Source organism: Micromonospora chalcea, from assembly GCF_028768405.1.
GTDB classification, from domain to species: domain Bacteria; phylum Actinomycetota; class Actinomycetes; order Mycobacteriales; family Micromonosporaceae; genus Micromonospora; species Micromonospora chalcea.
The window spans coordinates 5,886,090-5,904,316 of record NZ_CP118233.1; the positions used below are offsets into that span (position 1 = coordinate 5,886,090).

The 18,227-nt window shown below is 65.3% G+C and carries 9 protein-coding genes; 8 read left to right on the top strand and 1 reads right to left on the bottom strand.

What is annotated here, in order from left to right; translation table 11 throughout:
• Positions 1-65: 65 nt before the first annotated feature.
• Positions 66-206 (bottom strand): hypothetical protein, encoded by a 141-nt coding sequence (locus tag PVK74_RS26660; RefSeq protein WP_274477493.1) that lies wholly within the window; start codon positions 204-206, stop codon positions 66-68.
• A 523-nt stretch (positions 207-729) separates the two neighbouring features.
• Between PVK74_RS26660 and dpdE the strand changes: the two genes are divergently transcribed.
• From dpdE to dpdD, 8 genes are read left to right on the top strand one after another with little or no spacing between them, the layout of a single operon-like run.
• Entirely contained in the window at positions 730-3,771 is a 3,042-nt protein-coding gene (dpdE, locus tag PVK74_RS26665; protein WP_274477494.1) for a protein DpdE, read from the top strand.
• Entirely contained in the window at positions 3,768-6,320 is a 2,553-nt protein-coding gene (gene dpdF, locus PVK74_RS26670) for a protein DpdF (protein WP_210868899.1), read from the top strand. The genes dpdE and dpdF overlap by 4 nt, the downstream gene beginning before the upstream one ends.
• A complete protein-coding gene (gene dpdG, locus PVK74_RS26675; protein WP_210868897.1) occupies positions 6,308-7,219 on the top strand; it encodes a protein DpdG in 912 nt (303 codons plus the stop codon). The genes dpdF and dpdG overlap by 13 nt, the downstream gene beginning before the upstream one ends.
• The gene (locus PVK74_RS26680; protein ID WP_210868896.1) at positions 7,216-10,290 is read left to right on the top strand and encodes an ATP-binding protein; all 3,075 of its coding nucleotides are present in this window, start codon (positions 7,216-7,218) and stop codon (positions 10,288-10,290) included. Before dpdG ends, PVK74_RS26680 begins: the two co-directional genes overlap by 4 nt.
• Positions 10,291-10,310: 20 nt before the next feature.
• On the top strand, positions 10,311-10,976 hold the full coding sequence (locus tag PVK74_RS26685; protein WP_210868894.1) for a hypothetical protein: 666 nt from the start codon (positions 10,311-10,313) through the stop codon (positions 10,974-10,976).
• Positions 10,969-15,396, top strand: coding sequence for a protein DpdJ (gene dpdJ, locus PVK74_RS26690; RefSeq protein ID WP_274477495.1), 4,428 nt, complete (start codon positions 10,969-10,971; stop codon positions 15,394-15,396). Before PVK74_RS26685 ends, dpdJ begins: the two co-directional genes overlap by 8 nt.
• Positions 15,393-15,923 (top strand): phospholipase D-like domain-containing protein DpdK, encoded by a 531-nt coding sequence (gene dpdK, locus PVK74_RS26695; protein ID WP_210868889.1) that lies wholly within the window; start codon positions 15,393-15,395, stop codon positions 15,921-15,923. Before dpdJ ends, dpdK begins: the two co-directional genes overlap by 4 nt.
• Positions 15,920-18,073: a protein DpdD gene (dpdD, locus tag PVK74_RS26700; protein WP_274477496.1), complete on the top strand. Its 2,154-nt coding sequence runs from the start codon at positions 15,920-15,922 to the stop codon at positions 18,071-18,073. Before dpdK ends, dpdD begins: the two co-directional genes overlap by 4 nt.
• The last annotated feature ends 154 nt before the right edge of the window (positions 18,074-18,227 follow it).

Genomic DNA, 18,227 nt, shown 5'->3' on the forward strand with positions numbered 1-18,227 from the left:
CTACCGGGAGCTTCGTCCTATCTGGAGCATCGACACGCCCCTGCCTACCTGCTCAGGCCCCTTGATCACGATGAAAATGGCTCATTGTGGGCGTCGGCTGGGTCGAACATGTGGCGCTGGACGACGGCATCTCCCATACGCTCGAGCTCGTCGGCGAGCGAACGTGTGATCACGTGTTCATAGATGCCCCGTTTGAGCTCCGTCATCTTGGCAAGGTAGCTGCGGCCCCGAGTTGAGACACGGATACTGCCCCGCCACGGGCCAACAAAGCTCCTGTCGAGTCTCCGACACATGAGGTGTGCTTTCCTGTGACGATCGTTAGCGCACTACCGGCGGCTGTGCGGCCCCAGCGCAAGATCAAGTCCGTGGGCGACGCCCTGAACTCGGGAATCCGAACGGGGCCAAAGGTTCCGCAGGGCAACTTCAACTTCGCAGGTCATTGACAGTGCAGAGAGGCGATGTGGGGTCGGCTGAACGGGTGAACCCCTGAGGGTCCCGCGACGCGCGCTCTCCCGGTAATGTCCCGACACATCTTATGGGGGAGGGGACGCTCGCTGGACTGAAGCCGCGGCCCACTGAAGGCGGTGGGCGATTGAATGAAGCCGCTCTACGTGTTTAGGCCCTTGCGCCGAAAGGTACCCTTTGTCCGGATTGCCCACCGCCTCGAATGCTTTTAGCCGGACGCGGCACGTCAGCGCTGGCGAGAAATCGCATCTGGTCAGACGGATTGTGCGCGAACTCGAGAGCCATGACGGTTTCGCATGGTGCGAGGCAGTTGAGGGTGGGCAGGCGCACCTCCGATACGTCGACTTGCCGGGCGTGCGCGAGGAAGTTCGCAAAGTACCTGCATCTAGGGTTCGTTTGGCGAAGCTTAACCATGGCGCGCGGGTCTGGGTGAGGAGCACGATGTATGGCTGGTTGGCAGGCGAGGTGGCCGGCCATCTGAGCCACGGCCGCTACCTCGTTCGGCTACACGCCGTGTCCGGCGACATCGCCCTTGAAGAGCAGCACCTGTTGGTGCGGTGGAACCGGCCACTGGTCGACCCGGTCGCTGCCGTCGCAGTTGGATTCTGTGATTCACCTGAGTACTACGAGGCGCGTTATCGCTTCCTTGACCAGTTGGTCCATCAACGCGGTGTCGCCCGAGGTTTTACCGCCGCGCTATCGGCGCCCATCGGGCTTTATCAGCACCAACTCGACACTGCCGCCAGGGTGCTGGCAGATCCGGTGCCACGCTATCTTCTGGCAGACGAGGTGGGGCTAGGCAAGACCATTGAAGCCGGCCTTGTTATCCGCCAGATGCTCCTCGATGACCCCGCGGCGATCGTGATGGTTTCCGCACCGGCCGAGTTGACGAGTCAATGGGAGGAGGAGTTGGCCGATCGGTTCCTCCTGGGGGAGGAGATTGACGCAGGAAGGCTGCAGTTGGCCTCCCACGAGCAACTAGAAGGCTACCGATCACTGGGGCATTTTGCGCTTGTTGTTGTAGACGAGGCGCATCGAACCGCTGATCTTCTCGACCGAACGCCCGCACTCCGCCTTAACCTTTTGCAAACAAACGCCCTCCTGCTGCTGTCGGCAACGCCAATGCGGAGGAATCATGCTACTTTCCTCGACCTGCTCAACCTTATTGATCCTGTCGCCTTCCCAAGGAACGACATAGAGGGCTTCCGAGAGCGAGTACAACAACGCGAGAGAGAGGCCACCGGACTTCAGTTGCTTTCGTCGCCCCGCACTGCCAGGCGCCATCGCCTCAGCGTTCTGAACAATCTGGAACTGCTGCACGGAACGGACCCGACAGTTCTCCGCCTCGTGCAGGAGTGCCGATCGGAGGAGAACGCAGCGTCTCCCCTCTGGTCCGACCTTGTCAACTACGTGCGGGAAACGTACCGAGTCAGCAGGAGGATGGTTCGGCATCGCCGGAATACGCCAGCCACTGAAGACTACCCGGTGGCTGGCCGGCGCACGGTCTTCGTCCGGATTGATGACCCCGCCCGCCCAACAGTGGATGCGTTCCTAGAGCGATACCAGGAACATCTGGGGAGCCGAGCCAGTCGAAGCCTGTACGCGAGGGCGGTCCTCAACGGGCTAGGCGGACCACGAGCCCTTCTACGTCACCTGCAGTTGCGGCTCGCGGCATCGGCCGGGACTCATGACTTCGTGCCTCCGAACGACCGGCCGCTGCTGAAGGCAGCCGTGGCTCGCCTCCAACTGATGGACACGAGCGTGCGCCTGCGCTCCAGTCTCGAGGCAGTACAAGGTCGGCTCGACCAGGACCTGAAGGTTGTGGTGGTGGCGACATCGCCTGACACGGCTCGGGAGTTCTACGAGCATGCCACCGCTCGCTGGCCGGGGCAGGTCGGCAGGCACTTCGGCGGTGCGGGTCAGAGCGACCACGAAGAGGTCGTGTGGGATTTCCTGTCAGCGTCGGGCGGCCAGGTGCTGGTCGGCGACCAGTCACTCGAAGAAGGCCGTAACCTGCAGGATGCACACGTACTCGTGAACTTGGACCTGCCGCTCGATCCGAACCGCCTAGAGCAGAGGATTGGGCGCTTGGATCGATACAGTCAGCGACCAGGTGCTGCTGAGATAGTTGTCTTCTCTGAACCGGACAGCGATTGGGTCAGCGCGCACCTACGCCTACTGGCCGACGGAATCGGAATTTTCGAGCAGTCCGCCGCGACGCTACAGCACAGGTTGGCCGAAATTCTGGATGAGGTGACCCAGCGGCTGCAGCAGTCCGGCAGGCATGCGTTCGATTTCGACCTTGCCGAGCTGCGGGCCAACCTTGAGGAGGAGCGCGAAGAGGTCGACCTTCTGGAGGAAGTCGAGTCCGGCGCACTTACATCCCACTTCGACCAGGCAGCCGTGGTTGAGCTCCGCGAAGCGGAACAGGATGTCGCCGAGTTGCGCGAAGCGTTCGCGCGCCTTGTCGGGAGGCGAGGAGGCGTCGGGCTTCACACTTATGGGGACCCGAACAAGAGCCTCGTGCATTTCGGCTCGGAGATCCACGGGCTTCCCGCCGATGCAGTAGACGAGGTACGCCCGCTGCTCAAACGGCCCCGCGCATACTCGCGCGACGCGGCCATCGCCCGAAGAGGTGCTGCCCCGCTACGACTCGGGGACCCCCTCGTCGACTGGCTTGCCGGATACCTCCAGCGGGACGAGCGGGGACGGGCACACGCCTTCGTCCGACTCTGCTCGGCGGTCGAAGTACCAACTCTCTGGCTGCATTGCGACTTCCTGGTGGAATTTGACGCCTCCCACGCTCAGGTCACCAGTGAAGCCGAGCGCCGGCGTTTGCGGCGCCGGGCCGATGCTCTGCTGCCACCAGCTATCGTTCGCACTTGGACGAGCGCCTCCGGCTACGCCCCAGCAGACCTCGTGCGGGATGTACTGGGCTTACCGTTCGACCCGGGATCCGACGAAGTGTTGAGGGGCGAACTGTGGGAGAAGGTGTTGTCCGCTTTCCCTGACTGGCAGCAACTATGCCAGATGGCCGGAGAGACAGCCTATGACACCCTGCAGAGGTCGCCGGCGCTGGCGAGCGCACCGGCGGCCGCGGCGAAGCGGGCACAGGAGGAGGTAGCGGGGCGCCTCGCTGTACTGCGTGCCAGATCGGAGCGGCTAAGTTCAGCTGCTGAACGTCTTGGCGCGCAGTTGGACCTTCAGCGCGAGGAGGCTCTCGGCCAGGCGCTGGAGCGGGGGATCGGGAAGCCCGCTGCGATCATGACTGCTTGCGGCGCGATTGTCCTCTGGCCGGCCTCATGACAGAGCGCGGGCCATCACTCGATCAGGACGAGCAACTTCGTCAACTCCTGGCCTCCCCCGCGGTCGGTGCACCGGTCTTCGAGGACGATCTCTATGCCCGGGTGGCGCAAGTTGTCGGCGACGCCAAGAGCGCTGACCTTGACCTCGCTGTGCTCATCCGGCATCTCCTGCGGCGGTGGTCCCTGGTAGCCAAACGGAACGTGCGAGTCACCGTCTCCCCAGAAATCTCCGCCCGGCTACGCCGAGTGGCTGGCGTCGTAGACCTACGAGAGGAGTGGGGTGGCATCTGGTTCGCGCCTGCCTGGCAGCCCAAGTGGCTCGATCTGTCGGGAGAAGCACCGGACGCCGCAGCTGCGGCTGGCACGAAATTGGGGCAACGCTTTCACCAGGACGACTTGCCAGCCGACCCGTTCTTTGAGCGTTACACCGGACATTCGCAGTACCGCACCGCTGGCCAACGTGCCGCCTGCCGGGCCGTAGTGTCGGTTCCGGCCGGCAGCAGCATCATCGCCATGCTGCCCACGGGCTCCGGTAAGACGGAGGTAGCGCTCTGCTTGGCAGAACGGTACCCGGACGCCGTAACCATAATCGTCGTGCCGACTGTGGCGCTGGCCTACGACTTCGAACGCCGCTTCCGAGATCACTACGCGCGCAGGAACCCCCGGGTGGACAAGTCCGCCCTGCATTTCGCATGGACTGCCAGCACGAACGAGGATTCGAGGCAAAGCCTGCGGCGTCGGGTCCTTGACGGCACACAACCGATCCTCGTCACCTCGCCAGAGTCTGTCAGCAGGGCACTGCGCTCACTGTTGATGGAGGCTGCGTCCGGCGGTCGCCTCGGAGGCTTCGTCGTCGACGAGGCCCATCTGGTCACTCAGTGGGGGCGAGACTTCCGCCCCGAGTTCCGGACGCTTGGCAACCTTCGGGATGAGCTCGTGAAGCGGGCCGGGGAAGTAGGACATCCCAGCCCGACGACGCTGCTACTCAGCGCAACTCTGGGTTCGCACGAACTGCGGGACCTGCGGGATCTCTTCGGATCCGCGGACACGTGCACTTTGATCGCGGCCAACTCCCTCCGGGCCGAGCCCGATATGTGGATCAGCGACGCGGACGACGACCAGCAGCGCGAGGAGTGGGTGCTTGAGGCCCTGGCGCACCTGCCGCGGCCAGCCGTGCTCTATGTCACCGCTCCGGAAATCGCCCAGCGCTGGCTGACTCGCCTACGCGACGGGGGGTATCGACGGGTTGCGACGGTGACGGGCGAGACCAAGTCTGACGATCGCGCCCGCGTGCTGGCCGACCTCCGTGCAACAAACGGCCAGCCAAGCAAGGTGGACCTCGTCGTCGCCACGTCGGCCTTCGGCCTCGGTATTGATTACGGACATGTTCGGGCCGTCGTGCATGCCTGCCTGCCCGAGACGGTTGACCGGTGGTACCAGGAGTTGGGTCGGGGTGGGCGCGACGGCGACGCCTCGATTGCGCTCCTGGCGACTGCCCCGCAGGACCGTCGAGAGGCTGCAAGTCTCGGGATCACGGTGCTCACCGCCGATACTGCTCGAGAGCGATGGTCAGACCTCTGGCGCCACCGTCGAGAGTTGCGCGGGACGTCTTTCCTCGATCTAGAAGGCAGCCGCGGTGTCGGCCGGGGATCGTACAACCGCCGCTGGAATGCCCAACTCGTTCAGGGCCTCGTAGAGCTGCGTCGAATTGGCCGCTTCCAGGTCGACGCAGAGGATCTGGCCGAGTTGGTCGGGGACGGCGACGATCAGCAGGCCGACTGGGCGGCCGTGAATCTGACTCAGGGCGACCTCGCCACCGCTCAGTTCTGGTCGCAGGAGTGGACGCCATGGCAGAAGGCTGAAGCAGGGCGCTCCATCCAAGCCCTGGAACTCATGGAGTCAGTTGCCAAGCGAGACGTACGGGCTTGCGAGGCGATCGCACAGGCGTACCGTCCAGACAACGAACTCTATGCGCTGTTCGGCCAGGCAGCCCACTTCGTCGAGCCCGCCTCGCCGTGCGGGCGGTGCCCAGGTTGCCGAGCATGCGGGGAGAATAGGGCGGACGAACGGCCGCCTTGGCCGTCCCAGGCGTGGCCACTTCCAGGCGATATGATGGCTGACCTCAAAGACCTGGCGGACGCCGCGGGCGCCCGTGACGGTCTTATCTTCCTCCTGGCGGACGACCATGAGCGAGTCACTCCCCCGCTCGCTCGCGCACTGGTCCGCCGAGGCGTCCGGCACATCGCCGGGACTGTCGGAGGTCTTGTAGAGGACCCTGATTGGCTATTTGTCGACCCCTTGCCTGTCACTCCAAGCGACCTGACGCCCTGCTCTTCCTTTGTGGTTTGGCCACCAGGACGCCGCATCCCGAGATCCTGGCTGAGCCCGCGAGCCCGAATGTCTCGGCGGCTCGCCGCTCCCCCGGCATTCGATGTGCTGCTGGTGGCGAGTGGGGCCACCATCGGAAGTAGTGAGGTGGGGCGGGATCTCGCGGGGCTCGACGCCGACACCGCCCTGCACATTCTGGGGAGCAATTCGTGGACTATCTGAAGCGGCACGTACTCGCAAGCGTTCCCGCATTGCTAGTGATCAGCCGGTATCTGGCGACGCAACTCGACGGTGTGGAAGAGAACGAGTTGCAGAGGGTGCTGCGACCAACGGCCATGGCCGAGACGCGTGGTGTCTCATCCGCTGGCGACGACCCCTCAAGCGTCCTCACCTCATCTTTGAGCGTTGGCGAGGACCTGGGGCTGTTCGACAGCGAGCGCGGCGGGCGTGGGCGACGCATATGGAAGCTGACAGACAGCATTCGCGGGGAGGTTGGGCCACTCCCATCCGCAGACTCCCGCGTTTTTCGCAGCCTGGTCCTCCGTCTGCTCTCATCGCGAGCGCTGGAAGAGGTGAGGGCCGGGAACAAGCCGTCCGACGTTGCGCTCGCCCTAACCTGGATCTTGCTACGGGATCCACTGGAACCTCTTTCGGTGAATTGGGACAAGGGGCCAGAGACCGCGTTCGAGAAGGCCGGCATGCGTAACGCTGTTGAGAACGTCGAGCAGTGGGGAGCCTTTCGGCGTTGGATCCGGTCCCTCGGGATAGCGACGGTCGCACAGGTCGGCAGGCAGGATGCCTACCTTCTGGTAGACCCCACCAGGGCACTGCTTGACGTCCTCGACAGACTGCCGCAGCAGGAACGCGCGGAGCAGTGGTTCCGTCAACTACATGAGATCCTGCCCGTGCTCGGCCATCCGGCCCTCATTTCGGCCCTGCCGCAGGGCAGCGTACGACCTCAGGGAATTTCCGCCTCGGTAGCGCTAGCCGCACAAAAGCTGAAGCGCCGAGGAATCCTTGATCTCGCCCCATCCGCCGACGCGAGCACCGCAGCTGTCCTCCGGATCGGCGACCAGAGTTGGCGGATTGGCCAGGTATTTGTTGCGGAGGTGGCCGCATGACCAGCACGATGAAAGGTTTCCGCTGCTGGACAAACGCGGACGTCCGCCAGACGGTCTACTCCGACATCGGTGCATTGCCCAGCGATGCAGGCGCAGTTTTCCTCGCGGCGCACACGCCCATGGTCGTGTCGCACCCCAGGGGGGAACAGTTTCCGGGCGATGGTTCCGACGAGCGTCAGGTCCTAGGCGCCCTTCAGGCTCACATCGGAGATCCCGACCGGAATACGCTAATCGCGGTCACCGGTGAATCGGGAGCGGGCAAGAGCCATGTGGTCCGGTGGGTCAACGCACACCTAGACCCAAGTCCTCGCTATCACGTCCTCTACGTGCCGCGTGCAGTGCAGACTATCCGCGACCTGCTCCGGCGTATCGTCGCTGGTCTCCCCGGCAGTGGAGGGCAGGACCTGATGAAACGCATCGACGCGGCCGTGGGGAAGACGACGCCTGCCGAGTTGCAGGACCGACTCCTGGAGGAGATGCGGCTCGCCCTTACCTGGACGCTCGAGTTGCAAGCAGGAAGCAACGACGAGGACCCGGACAAGCGGAGCGCTCGGGAGGAGCGCAACAACCTCCTCGGAGAGCCGGACGAGAACGGAAAGCGCCGGGACGGCCTGGCCGATCTTCTGGTCCTGACACAGGTGAACCGAGCCCTTCTCCGGTCAGGTGGATTACTCGATCACGTCGTACAGTCGATCTTCGCGCAGACATCCCGTCGGGATGAACAGCAGGAGCGGTTCGAGGACGCGGACTTACCATTGCGTGTGCCGGGTGTGCGCAGAGAATTGGCTCGAAACGGTAACCTTCGCGTTCTGTGGGATCAGATCACGTTGGATCCCGAGCCGGCATTGCGGTTGCTGGATGAGGCACTGCGCAAGGCCCTACCCAGGACCATCGGCCTGCACGATCACACGGGCGAAACCCTGAGCCTGCTGTTTCAGCGCTCCCGGCAAGCGCTTCGCCAACAGGGGCGCGAACTGGTCCTCCTCTTCGAGGATCTCGCCCAGTTCGGTCTGGTCGACGGTGAACTGTACGACCAGTTCGTCATTCAACCCGGACCCGACATGGCTCCGCTACGCGTCCTCTTCGCGGTGACCGAGGACCGCTACGCAGACTTCCCAGAGACGGTACAGACGCGCATCACGCATCAGTTCAAGGTCGGCAACTTCCCCCTCGAGGATCGTGACGCCTTCGTGGCCCGCTACCTGAACCTCGTCCGCCTCGGGCGTAAGAATGTCGATTCTGCCTGGTCTGCGGCGCGCAGCAGTGGAACAGAGGACTGGGTGCCCAACGCCTGTGATACTCGCGAGGAGGGGTTGCCGTGCCGGTTCCGCAGTCAATGCCACGCGGGCTTCGGCAACACCTATGTCCCAGGACTGGGCGAGGTCGGGCTCTATCCGTACAACAGCACTGCACTACGGCGGTCTCTTGAGGCCCGTGGCTCAGGTGCAACGCCGAGGCAGATCCTGGACATCTGCGTCTCAGAGGCGCTCGTCGAGGCCGAACCCCACATCGTGCGCGGCACCTATCCCCACGAGCGCGTGCGCGAGCGTTTCGACTTCAAGGTCCAACGTGGGAAGGAGATTCTGCTCGGCGGCCGAATGGGTGACGAAGCAGAGCGGCTGTATCGAGCCCTCGTGATTTGGGGAGACGAAGAGCCCCTACCGCCCGCCGTTGCCGAGGCCTTCGGGCTCGACAACGGCGCGGCACGCCAACGGCAGGCGACGCCTATCATCCCGCCCAAGCGCCGTGAGGAACCCCCGCAGGCGCAACCGAGTCCCCTCTTGCATCTCTTTCAGTGGCAGAACGGTGAGCGGCTTCCGGATAGCCAGGTAGACCTCTACAGGGACATCCTTCACCGTCTCGTGTCCTCCCGCCTCGATCTTGACCAGGACTTGTTCCACACTGCGACTGCGAACACGCCTGGTGCCGAAATCCTGAGCGGTCTCATTAGCCGGCAAACGTTCGACTTCGGCTCGGACGCTCGTGGTCGATCTGCCGGTGCCGGGAAACTTCGCTTCGAACTACATCGCAGTGCGGAGGACATCCGGGTCCTGATCGCGGCGCGGTGGTTCGTGGACCACGGGCACTGGCTCTCAGACAAGGGCGGATGGCCGTGGCCAGAGGGCTACGATCCGGTCGAGATGATGATCAGCCTCGAAGAGCGGCTGGATTACTGGGCCGAGCTCGTCCGGACGGCGTTCCGGGATTACGTCGGTGGACGGGACCTGGCGTGCGCGGCGGTGGGCACCCGAGCAGTGGCGCTACTCGCCGCCGGAGCCTCGCCCGACCAACTTCGTGACGTCGGCGCTGTGCTGACTGGGACCGCCGGAGCGGTCATCAAGAGCACATCGGGCTGGGCACGCGTGGACAGCGTGGCACGCGATGTGCTGCGCGATGTACGGGCGACTGACCTGGTGGGACAACTCGCGGCGGTGCGGCAGGGACCGACCGGCAAACCACAACTCATCGATGCCGCCGAGCTTGAGGCTGGCCTTCAACGAGTGCTCAACGCACCTGCAGAGCAGCTTAATGCTGTGGCGACGCGATACGTCGACGCTGCGCCAGTCGTCGCCAAGGCGGCCCGGGACCTGCTTTCCGCCATGGAGGGAGAGACCGAAGGTTTCCTGGCGGAGGTGGCTGCGGCCGTCAAGGAGTTGGCCGGCGGCCTCGAAGGGCAGGCGCCGAGGTCCGTTGCCCAGGCCGCGAAGGAGGTAGGAAAGCGTGCTCTCGACAGCCACCTGTTCCGTCCTCATGACGGCTGGTTCACGTTCAGCAACGCGCTTGACCGGCTCGAGGACCTACCAGCCGACCTTCCGCTCGACTGGCACGCAAACCTGGGAGCGTCAGCCGTGCAAGAGGCCCTAAACGTCCAGCACTGGGCACGAAAGGCGGTCTTGGGAGCCCAGGACCTCCGCTTGGTCCGGCAAAACATGGCAGCGACTCGTCGGGAGTGCACCCACAGCGGAGGGCAGGCCGGCGATCTAGACCACCTGTCGACGACAGTGTGCCGGAAGCTCGGTCAGCTTGAGGTCCTGCTCCAGGCGCTGAGTACCCCGGGGGGCGAAGAGTGACTAACGCCACGACGTGGATCTTGGAGACCCGCGTAGCGGTCGACCAGGCCAGCGGCACCCTGCGGCTGGAGGCCGACCTTGACGCGCTTCGCCAGTTCGACGAGCAACTTGACGATGCCCTACGGGAGCTCACGGCATTGGCTCAGGCTGCAGCTCTCGGAAGTGGCGACTGGTGGGCTCCCGTGGACCCCACACCGGACCTCTGGACTCAACTTAGGTCGGCACAACGTGAGCTGGACACACGGCAGTTGGGTTCGGTCCTACGCCTGCTCAACGGGTTGAGGAGCCAGGTGCGGGAGGCTGTACGAGACGGGTGGAGCGATCATGTCGCGTCGCAGGCCGGTAATGCACTCGAACTCCGAGACCTGGTGAAGGCACTCGCCGGCGTCGAGGGGCTCGAGGCTGTGGCGCCCAGATTGGATGCAGCCCTCGTCCACCTGGCGCGGCTTCAACGTAAGCCGCCCGACGCTGACGCGGTGCGGGTGCTCGCGGAGGTCACCGAACTCCTGACACTGCTTGAGCAGCGGCTGCCTGCAGCGGTGAAGGGGTTTGTCTCTGCAGCGACACGGGGCGGCGCGGCACTCGACCTCCTCGACGATGACGTGCGAAGTTGGCTTGTCGACAACAACGCTCTTCACAACTTCCGGGTGGTGCCGGGGCGGCCTCAGGATGGCAACAGTGGGTGAACCGGCGCTCGAGGCGCTCACGGCCATCGAGCTTCATGAGGCGGAACTGCTCGCGTGGGGAGCAGTTGGCGCCGAGTGGACTGAAGACGAACTCCTGGCTCTGCTGGCGGACCATGGCGAACCGACCCAGTTGCTACGTGACCTGGTCGATGCCGCGCTCGTTGTCCGCTCCCCGGCCGGCGGCTACCGGTCCCGCAGTGCCGAGACCGTACGTCTGCTCTCCATGTTGCGTCAGGCATTCCCGGGAAGGCGAGTTACCGACGGCCGGCCACTAGTGCTGGATCATCGGTTCCTCCATCGGCCGCGTAGGCGTCCCAAGCGGGACGTAGCCGCCGGAAAAGTACTCACGGAAATCCGCGGGTCGCTTGGTCATGCAGGCCTCGCCACCGCGAAGCGGATCATTCCGGCGTGGCTGTCCGGATTTCAACAGCGGAGTACAGCGGCCGTGCTGGAGGCGCTGGTCAGCGGCCAGCAGGCGGGAGCGATGATCACCGCTGGGACCGGCAGTGGAAAGTCATTGGCCTTCTACCTGCCATTGATCAGTTGGTTGGCTGACCAGACGGCCGCGAGGCGGAGTGGGCCACGAGACGGCACACTCGCTCTGGCCCTCTATCCCCGTAACGAGCTATTGAAGGACCAACTGCGAACGCTAGTCGGGTACGCGAAGCGCCTCGGCGAGACCGACCGTTCAGAGGGTGCGACATTGAGCGTCGCGACCTGGTTCGGTCCCACGCCCGCCTCCGCCTACCACGTTCAGAAGGGCTGGGCTGACGGCTGGGAGAAGCGCGGAAGGGGCTACGTCTGCCCGTACCTGCGATGCCTCGAGTGCGACGCGGAGTTGGTATGGCCTGAGGCTGACTGCCGTGCTGGCGATGAGCGGCTGGTGTGCACCTCCTCCTCCTGCAAGGCGGAGGTGGAGGGCAAGTACCTCAGGCTGACGCGCGATCGGGCACGGCAGCAGCCAGCCGATCTCATGCTCAGCACGACCGAGTCGCTCAACCGGCAACTTGCCGCTCCAGGCAACCTCGGTGCGTTCGGTATTCGTCCGGCCACCCTCGCCGCCGTCCTGCTGGACGAGGTTCACACGTATGAGGGCACCGCTGGGGCGCAGAACGCCCTCCTGCTGCGCCGGCTCAAACACCGGCTCGGCCGTACTCCGGTGTGGGTCGGCCTGTCGGCGACGCTGCGTCACGCGGGTGACTTCTTCTCCCGGCTCGTGGATCTGCCGCCCAACGCCGTCACTGTCGTCGAGCCAGACGTCGGCGAACTGGAGGAGTCAGGGGCTGAGTACCTCCTAGCGCTTCGCCACGACCCACACTCCGGGACCGGTACGCTTTCCACCACCATTCAGGCCTGCATGGCGCTCGCCCGATGCCTCGACTCAACCGGGGATGACCCGTTCAACCCACCGCCCTCGTCCGGCGGCGCTTTCGGCAGTCGGCTGTTCGCCTTTACCGACAAGCTAGACAGCACCAACCGCCTCTACTGGGATCTTTTGGACGCCGAAGGCTGGCGGTGGCCCGGGAAGCTTGTCACACGTCGCCCGCAGACCCTCGCGCACCTGCGCGGGGCAAAGCAGGGACGGATGGCGGCGAACCAGCGGGAGGCCAGCGGTGACCGCGATCCCGACGGGCAATGGTGGTGGCTGGCAGACCACCTGGGTCACGGCGTGGAGGCGGATCGACCCTTGCAGATCGGACGTACCAGTTCGCAGGATCGGGGAGTTGCTACCACCGCCCAGGTGATCGTCGCGACCGCAACCCTCGAGGTCGGGTTTGACGACGATCGGGTGGGCGCGGTCCTGCAGCACAAGGCGCCACACGACGCCGCGCAGTTCCTGCAGCGCAAGGGCCGCGCCGGAAGAATGCCGTTGATGCGCCCGTGGACCGCGGTAGTGCTTAGCGACTGGGGCCGGGACCGCCAGGCGTGGGACGCGTACGAGGCCCTGTTCGACCCGGACCTACCGCCGAGAAACCTCCCCATCGAGAACTTCTACGTACTGCGGATCCAGGCGGTCTACGCTCTTTTCGACTGGCTGTCCATCGAGTTGGGTTACTCCGCCGGTGAATCGACCTGGGAAGACCTGGCGGGTCCCGCCTCAGCGCTGTTCCGCGAGAACCCCAAGAAGCAGTCAGAGGCGCGTAGCCGGCAGGCGGCCCTGTCGACTCTGCTCGATCGGCTGTTGCGCCCCGGCCCGGAACGAGAGCGGCTCCGGCGCCACCTCCGGGACGCGCTCGCCATCGGCAAGGGCGAGTGGGCGGACAGTGTGGTCGATACCCTCCTGTGGGACGCGCCCCGGCCCCTGCTGCTGGCGGTGGTGCCGACGATGCGTCGTCAGTTGCGAGACCAGTGGCGTGGCGAGGAGCCACTGGAAGACGACGCGGGGCTGCGGACGCGCACTCCTCTGCGGCAGTTTGTGCCGGGCAACCTTTTCGACGATCTTCTGGTCCCCGATGTCGAGTTGCAGGTGCCCGGGCGCGGTGGCGAATTGGAGGTCGCGCACCTCCCGGCACTGAGGGCGCTGAACGAGTTCTGCCCGGGCAACGTGAGCAGGCACTTCGGCGTGTGGGCGACGAACAAGCGGCATTGGCTGCCGCTGCCCACTATTGCTGCCGCTGACCAGGAACTGCTGGTCGACGTGGTGAGCACCTACCGTGCGGCGCTGGTGGACCTGATCGACGAGGGCGACGACCGGGTCGCCGTCTATGCGCCGACGGCCGCAGCCTTGGAGCCTGTCCCGGACAGCGTCCGGGACGCGTCCAGCGTCCGCCCCGAGTGGCAGTTCCACGTGTCAACCCTCGCCGCCGGCTCCCCGGTCCGGCTGGCCCGGCGTGTTAGTCGGTTGCTCGACGCGCTCACCGCCCACCTCCATGTCCAAGGCGGTGGGGTTCGGACAGTGCGGTACGCCAGGACAGCACGCGGGACGGTGTGGGAGCCCCGCCCTCGACCGGTCGCCCTGAGCTTCGGTATTGCCGGGGAGCCCGGGTGGCTGCCGGCCGCCGTGGGCGTGGACGTGCAGTGCGACGCCTTGGAAGGCAAGGTCCGGATCCCCGACGAGATCCAAGTTCCCACTGCCCAGGAGCGGTCGCAGCGCCTACGGCACCGGCTCGAGGTCGAAGCTGATTTCCCGGACACCATGTCGATCTTTGACCGCGACACTCTCGTTGAAGTAGTGCTTCTCGCCGCTGCATCGGAGCAGGTCGAGAGCGGGAAGCCGTTGGACGAGCCAGGTCTAGCGGGTGCGTTGCGGCAGGCAGCCGAGACTTTGGGCCTGGCGGTTGATGATGAGACCGGCGAGCGGAACGAGAACGACGAGCGGCGCTGGGAGAACTGGCTCGGCGATTCCACGCTGCTCTCTGCTGTGCGGGACGCGTTGCGGGAAATTTCGGGCGATGACCGTTCGCCGGCATGGTCCACGTGGTGGCGCAGGCGATTCACCCTATCGGTGGCTCAACTCGCCCTGGCTGCGCTCTCGACGCTATGTCCCGGCGTCGACACCGACGACCTCATGGTGGACTTGTCCTCCGAAGACGACACCGTGTTTTGGATTTCGGAGCCCTCACCTGGTGGGACGGGCCACGTCGAGGCATTCCAGCGGCTACTCGCGGAAAATCCCGAGGCGTTCGCTCACGCGCTCGAGGACGCACTCACCCCGTCTGAGGCGGAGACGATGGACGAGGAGCTCAGCCTGCTGGTCCATACGGGGGCAGCGGAGGTCCGGTCGGCGCTTGACGAGCTCCGGGTCTCTTGGCGTAACGGTCACGCTGTTGTCGCCCGGGCAATTGAGCGCGTGGACGAGGCGGCACAGGCGCACGGTCTGGCCCTGGGTGGTGCAGCCCGCTCCGCGCTGAGCACCCGCCTTGCCGGGCCGGGTGCCCATCCTCGCCTCTTGGCGGAAGTCGCGTCATGGCTGGATCTGCGAGATCAGGCGGCCGAGCAGACTGGAATCGAGGTGAGTGCCCGGACGCTCGGGGGGCTCCTGGCCGACCACGTATACCTCGACGAGGTGCTGCACCTTGGAGCCGGGGTGACCGCCCAGCGACGGGCCCGCGCGGTATCCAACGTACTGTGGCCGTGGGGCCAGACCGCCCAGCCGACTGTCGCCTCAAACCCCTATGCTCCCCGCCTTGCGGCGTCGTTTCCCCTCGTGCGGGACCACGTGGACCTCGGACCGGTCGTGTTCGACGTCGCGCCGTGGGATGACAAGCGGCGTAAGGAGCTCCACGAACTGCTGATTGAGCAGCGTGAGGTGGCGCTGCGGGTCGGGCACGCCGATCGGACGGTACTGCGATCTATCCTCCTGGACCTACAGACCCAACCGATCGAAGTCGGGGCCCTCCTGTGCCATCCGGTGGTCCTCGGCGTACGGAAGACCGGTCTCTTCCTGGAAGCCCGGGTGTTGCTACGGGAGGCGCCGTGAACAGGGTCATTCGTAAGTCCAAGGCGCAGAGCGCGAGCGAGGTACTGGACCTGCTCGGCGCGCTGTTCGCTGCGGAACTCGTCAGCCCCAGCAAATGTCTGTGGCTGGTGTCGCCGTGGATCTCCGACGTCGAGCTCGTCGACAACCGCGGCGGCACCTATCCGGCCCTGACCCGCTATGGTCGCCGGTGGATCCGGCTCGCTGAGGTCCTCACCAGCTTGGCTGCGGAAAAGACGCGGGTCGTGATTGCCACGACGTCCGACGCACACAACGACGCCTTCCGCCGTCGCATTGAACGGCTCACCGTCGACATGCGGGTTACCGACCAGGTCTCCATGATCATGAATGCCACTCGCGGCCTGCACACCAAAGCCCTGACCGGCGATGACTACGCCCTGGCTGGCAGCATGAACATCACCTACAACGGCATCCTCCTCAACGAGGAGCAGGTGGAGTTGAGACGCGATCCCGCCTACGTCGCCCAGGCGCGAATGGACGCCTTCGACCGCTTCGGGGGTGCACTGTGACGGTGCTGGAAGCGCTGCGGGCCGGCCTGGGAGACCTGACCCGCTTCAAGGGCCTCCGCCAGCGCGTGGAAATGCTCGTAGAGGGACAGGCAACGGACTGGGTCAGCGGTAATGGTGGCTGGTTGGTCATCCCGCTTCAGCGCGACCCTCAGGGGTTCTACCTGCTGTCCGAGGATCGGGAGGGGCAGCGCCGGGGGCGCGAGGTGTTACAGGCGTTCCTCGGTCCGGCGACCGCGACCATCGAGGCGGTACAGCTCTCCACCGCGGAGCAGGCCGACCGGTCACTGCAGGTGGCGGGCCTAGTGCAGGTGTCGTACGTGCGCCGTGCCGCTGTCGCCCCCGTGGAGTTGCTCGACCGGCTGGAAGACGCCGTCGCGACCGTCAGGGGGAGGGACGCGCGGGTACGCCCGATCCGGCACTCGCACATCGACCTGCTGCGTGACTTCCGACTTGCTCTGCTGCAGCGGGACAGTCGACTTGCCGAGCAGGCGCTGCAGGACCTGCGCCTGACCGGGCAACTCAGCGCCGAGAACCTCCGGTTCCTGCGCATCGAATTGCTCGGCGAACTCGGGCGGTGGCGCGAGCTCCGCGAGTTGCCGTACCTGGCCGAACTGCTGCGGACGCGTCGGTCTCGTGCGGTCAACGAAGTCCTCCTCGAAATGCTGTGGTGGACCGAGGTAGCCGACCTCTGCGCGGCCGGTCTCACCCCACAGGACGTGTACGAAAGCACTGGCCTCGGCGCCCGCTACGGCTCCCTCGCCGCCGCAGTCGACGTCCCGGCCAGCGCAGGCGGCCGTGCTGTCGCCGCCGTCGACGCTCTGACGCGAGGTGACGACGAGCGATTTCAGCGATTGCTGCACGTCGCTGACGACGCCGAACGAGAGCGGCTGCACCGCCTGGGCGCGCTCGCGCAGCCTGCCGCTCAGCCGACAACAACCGGAGGCGCCGATGTCCGCGCATTGTTCGAGGACGGACAGTACGAGGTCGTTATTCAGGCGTTCCTCAACACCGCCGACCCTGAGATCGCAGAGTTCGCCGTCCAGGCCGTTCTCGACATCGCGGACCACGCGAACGGGTCCGTCGTGCTCGAGATCGTCCAGGCACTCGTCGTCGAGGAACGGATAAGCCTCGACCGGCGGCTGAACCGTGACATCGACGACCTTGCCCGATTCGTCGACAGCACTTGCAAAGGTTGGGTCGAATGGTCCTCCCGGCTGAGCCGGGACGATCGCTGGCCGAAGGCGGCGGAGGTCTTGCGTTCGCAGCACGCACAATGGGAGGGGCTGGGAACGCTGGAGGCTTCCAAGCTGAGCCAACTAGCGAGCGATGTGCTGGACGGTTGGACGGGCGCCAACGCGGACCAGGTGGCGATGGTGCTTGACCTCCTCTGTCTGGCCGCTGCGGACACGGCTTCGACAGCACAGGCGGTGGAGTTCTGCGACACCGTCCTGGTAGTGCTGGCGGACCAGCAAAACATGAGCGCACCGGTACGTGAGGCGTACCTCGTTCTGCTCGATCAACTACTGCAGGCGGCGCCAGCGGAGACGCGTTATCGGGAGCTGCTGGACCAGGTGGGCACGCTCTGGCGGCGGGTGGCCTCGCCAACCGTGTTCGACTGGGGTCTCGGCCTGGTCGAAGTCCTGCTCAATACTCCTGCTCCTGATCTCGGCAGCCGGGCCGCCACCGTGATGGAGGTCCTGGGTAGGGGCCAGGACTTCCAGAAGCGGCTCAACCTCCGACAGCGCTCGGAGTTGGAGGTGCTGGCCGAAGAGGTCGGCATGCCGCTTCAGATCGTGCAGGAGCCGACGGAGGAGACCGACGGAACGTGGCGACAGCTTGATGGTCGAGTAGTCGGGCTGTATTCGCTCCTACCGAGAGCGGCAGAATCGCTTGAGAAGCGGCTGTCGCGGCTCTGCTCGCTTAAAGCGGTGGAGGGAAATGCCGACACGGTCTCCACAACGGCGCTGCAGTCGCTCGCGCGTCGCGCTGACTATCTGATCGTTGACACCTGGCATGCCTCCCATTCCGCTACCGGCGCCATCGATGCCGCACGCCCAAGAAGTAGACAGATATTGCCGCGGGGGCGTGGGGTGACCTCATTCCTGCAGGCGTTAGAGCATTCGCTTTCCCCGGCTGCGACTAACTCCTAGAACGCCAAGTCGTGCTCGGATCCCCGCCGTTTGCCTTTTGTCAGCATTCCGCCGGGCAATGCTTGTCCTTGGCCCTGCCCAGTAGTAGGGCCAAGGACAACCGGCAAATTTCAGCGGCTGGTCGCAGCCAGTCCGGCGCTAGACTCCTGGACCT

Excerpts from the sequence above, each read along its gene's own strand:
- dpdF (WP_210868899.1), top strand. The coding sequence starts at position 3,768 with ATGACAGAGCGCGGGCCATCACTCGATCAGGACGAGCAACTTCGTCAA.
- PVK74_RS26660 (WP_274477493.1), bottom strand. The coding sequence starts at position 206 with ATGACGGAGCTCAAACGGGGCATCTATGAACACGTGATCACACGTTCG.
- PVK74_RS26680 (WP_210868896.1), top strand. The coding sequence starts at position 7,216 with ATGACCAGCACGATGAAAGGTTTCCGCTGCTGGACAAACGCGGACGTC.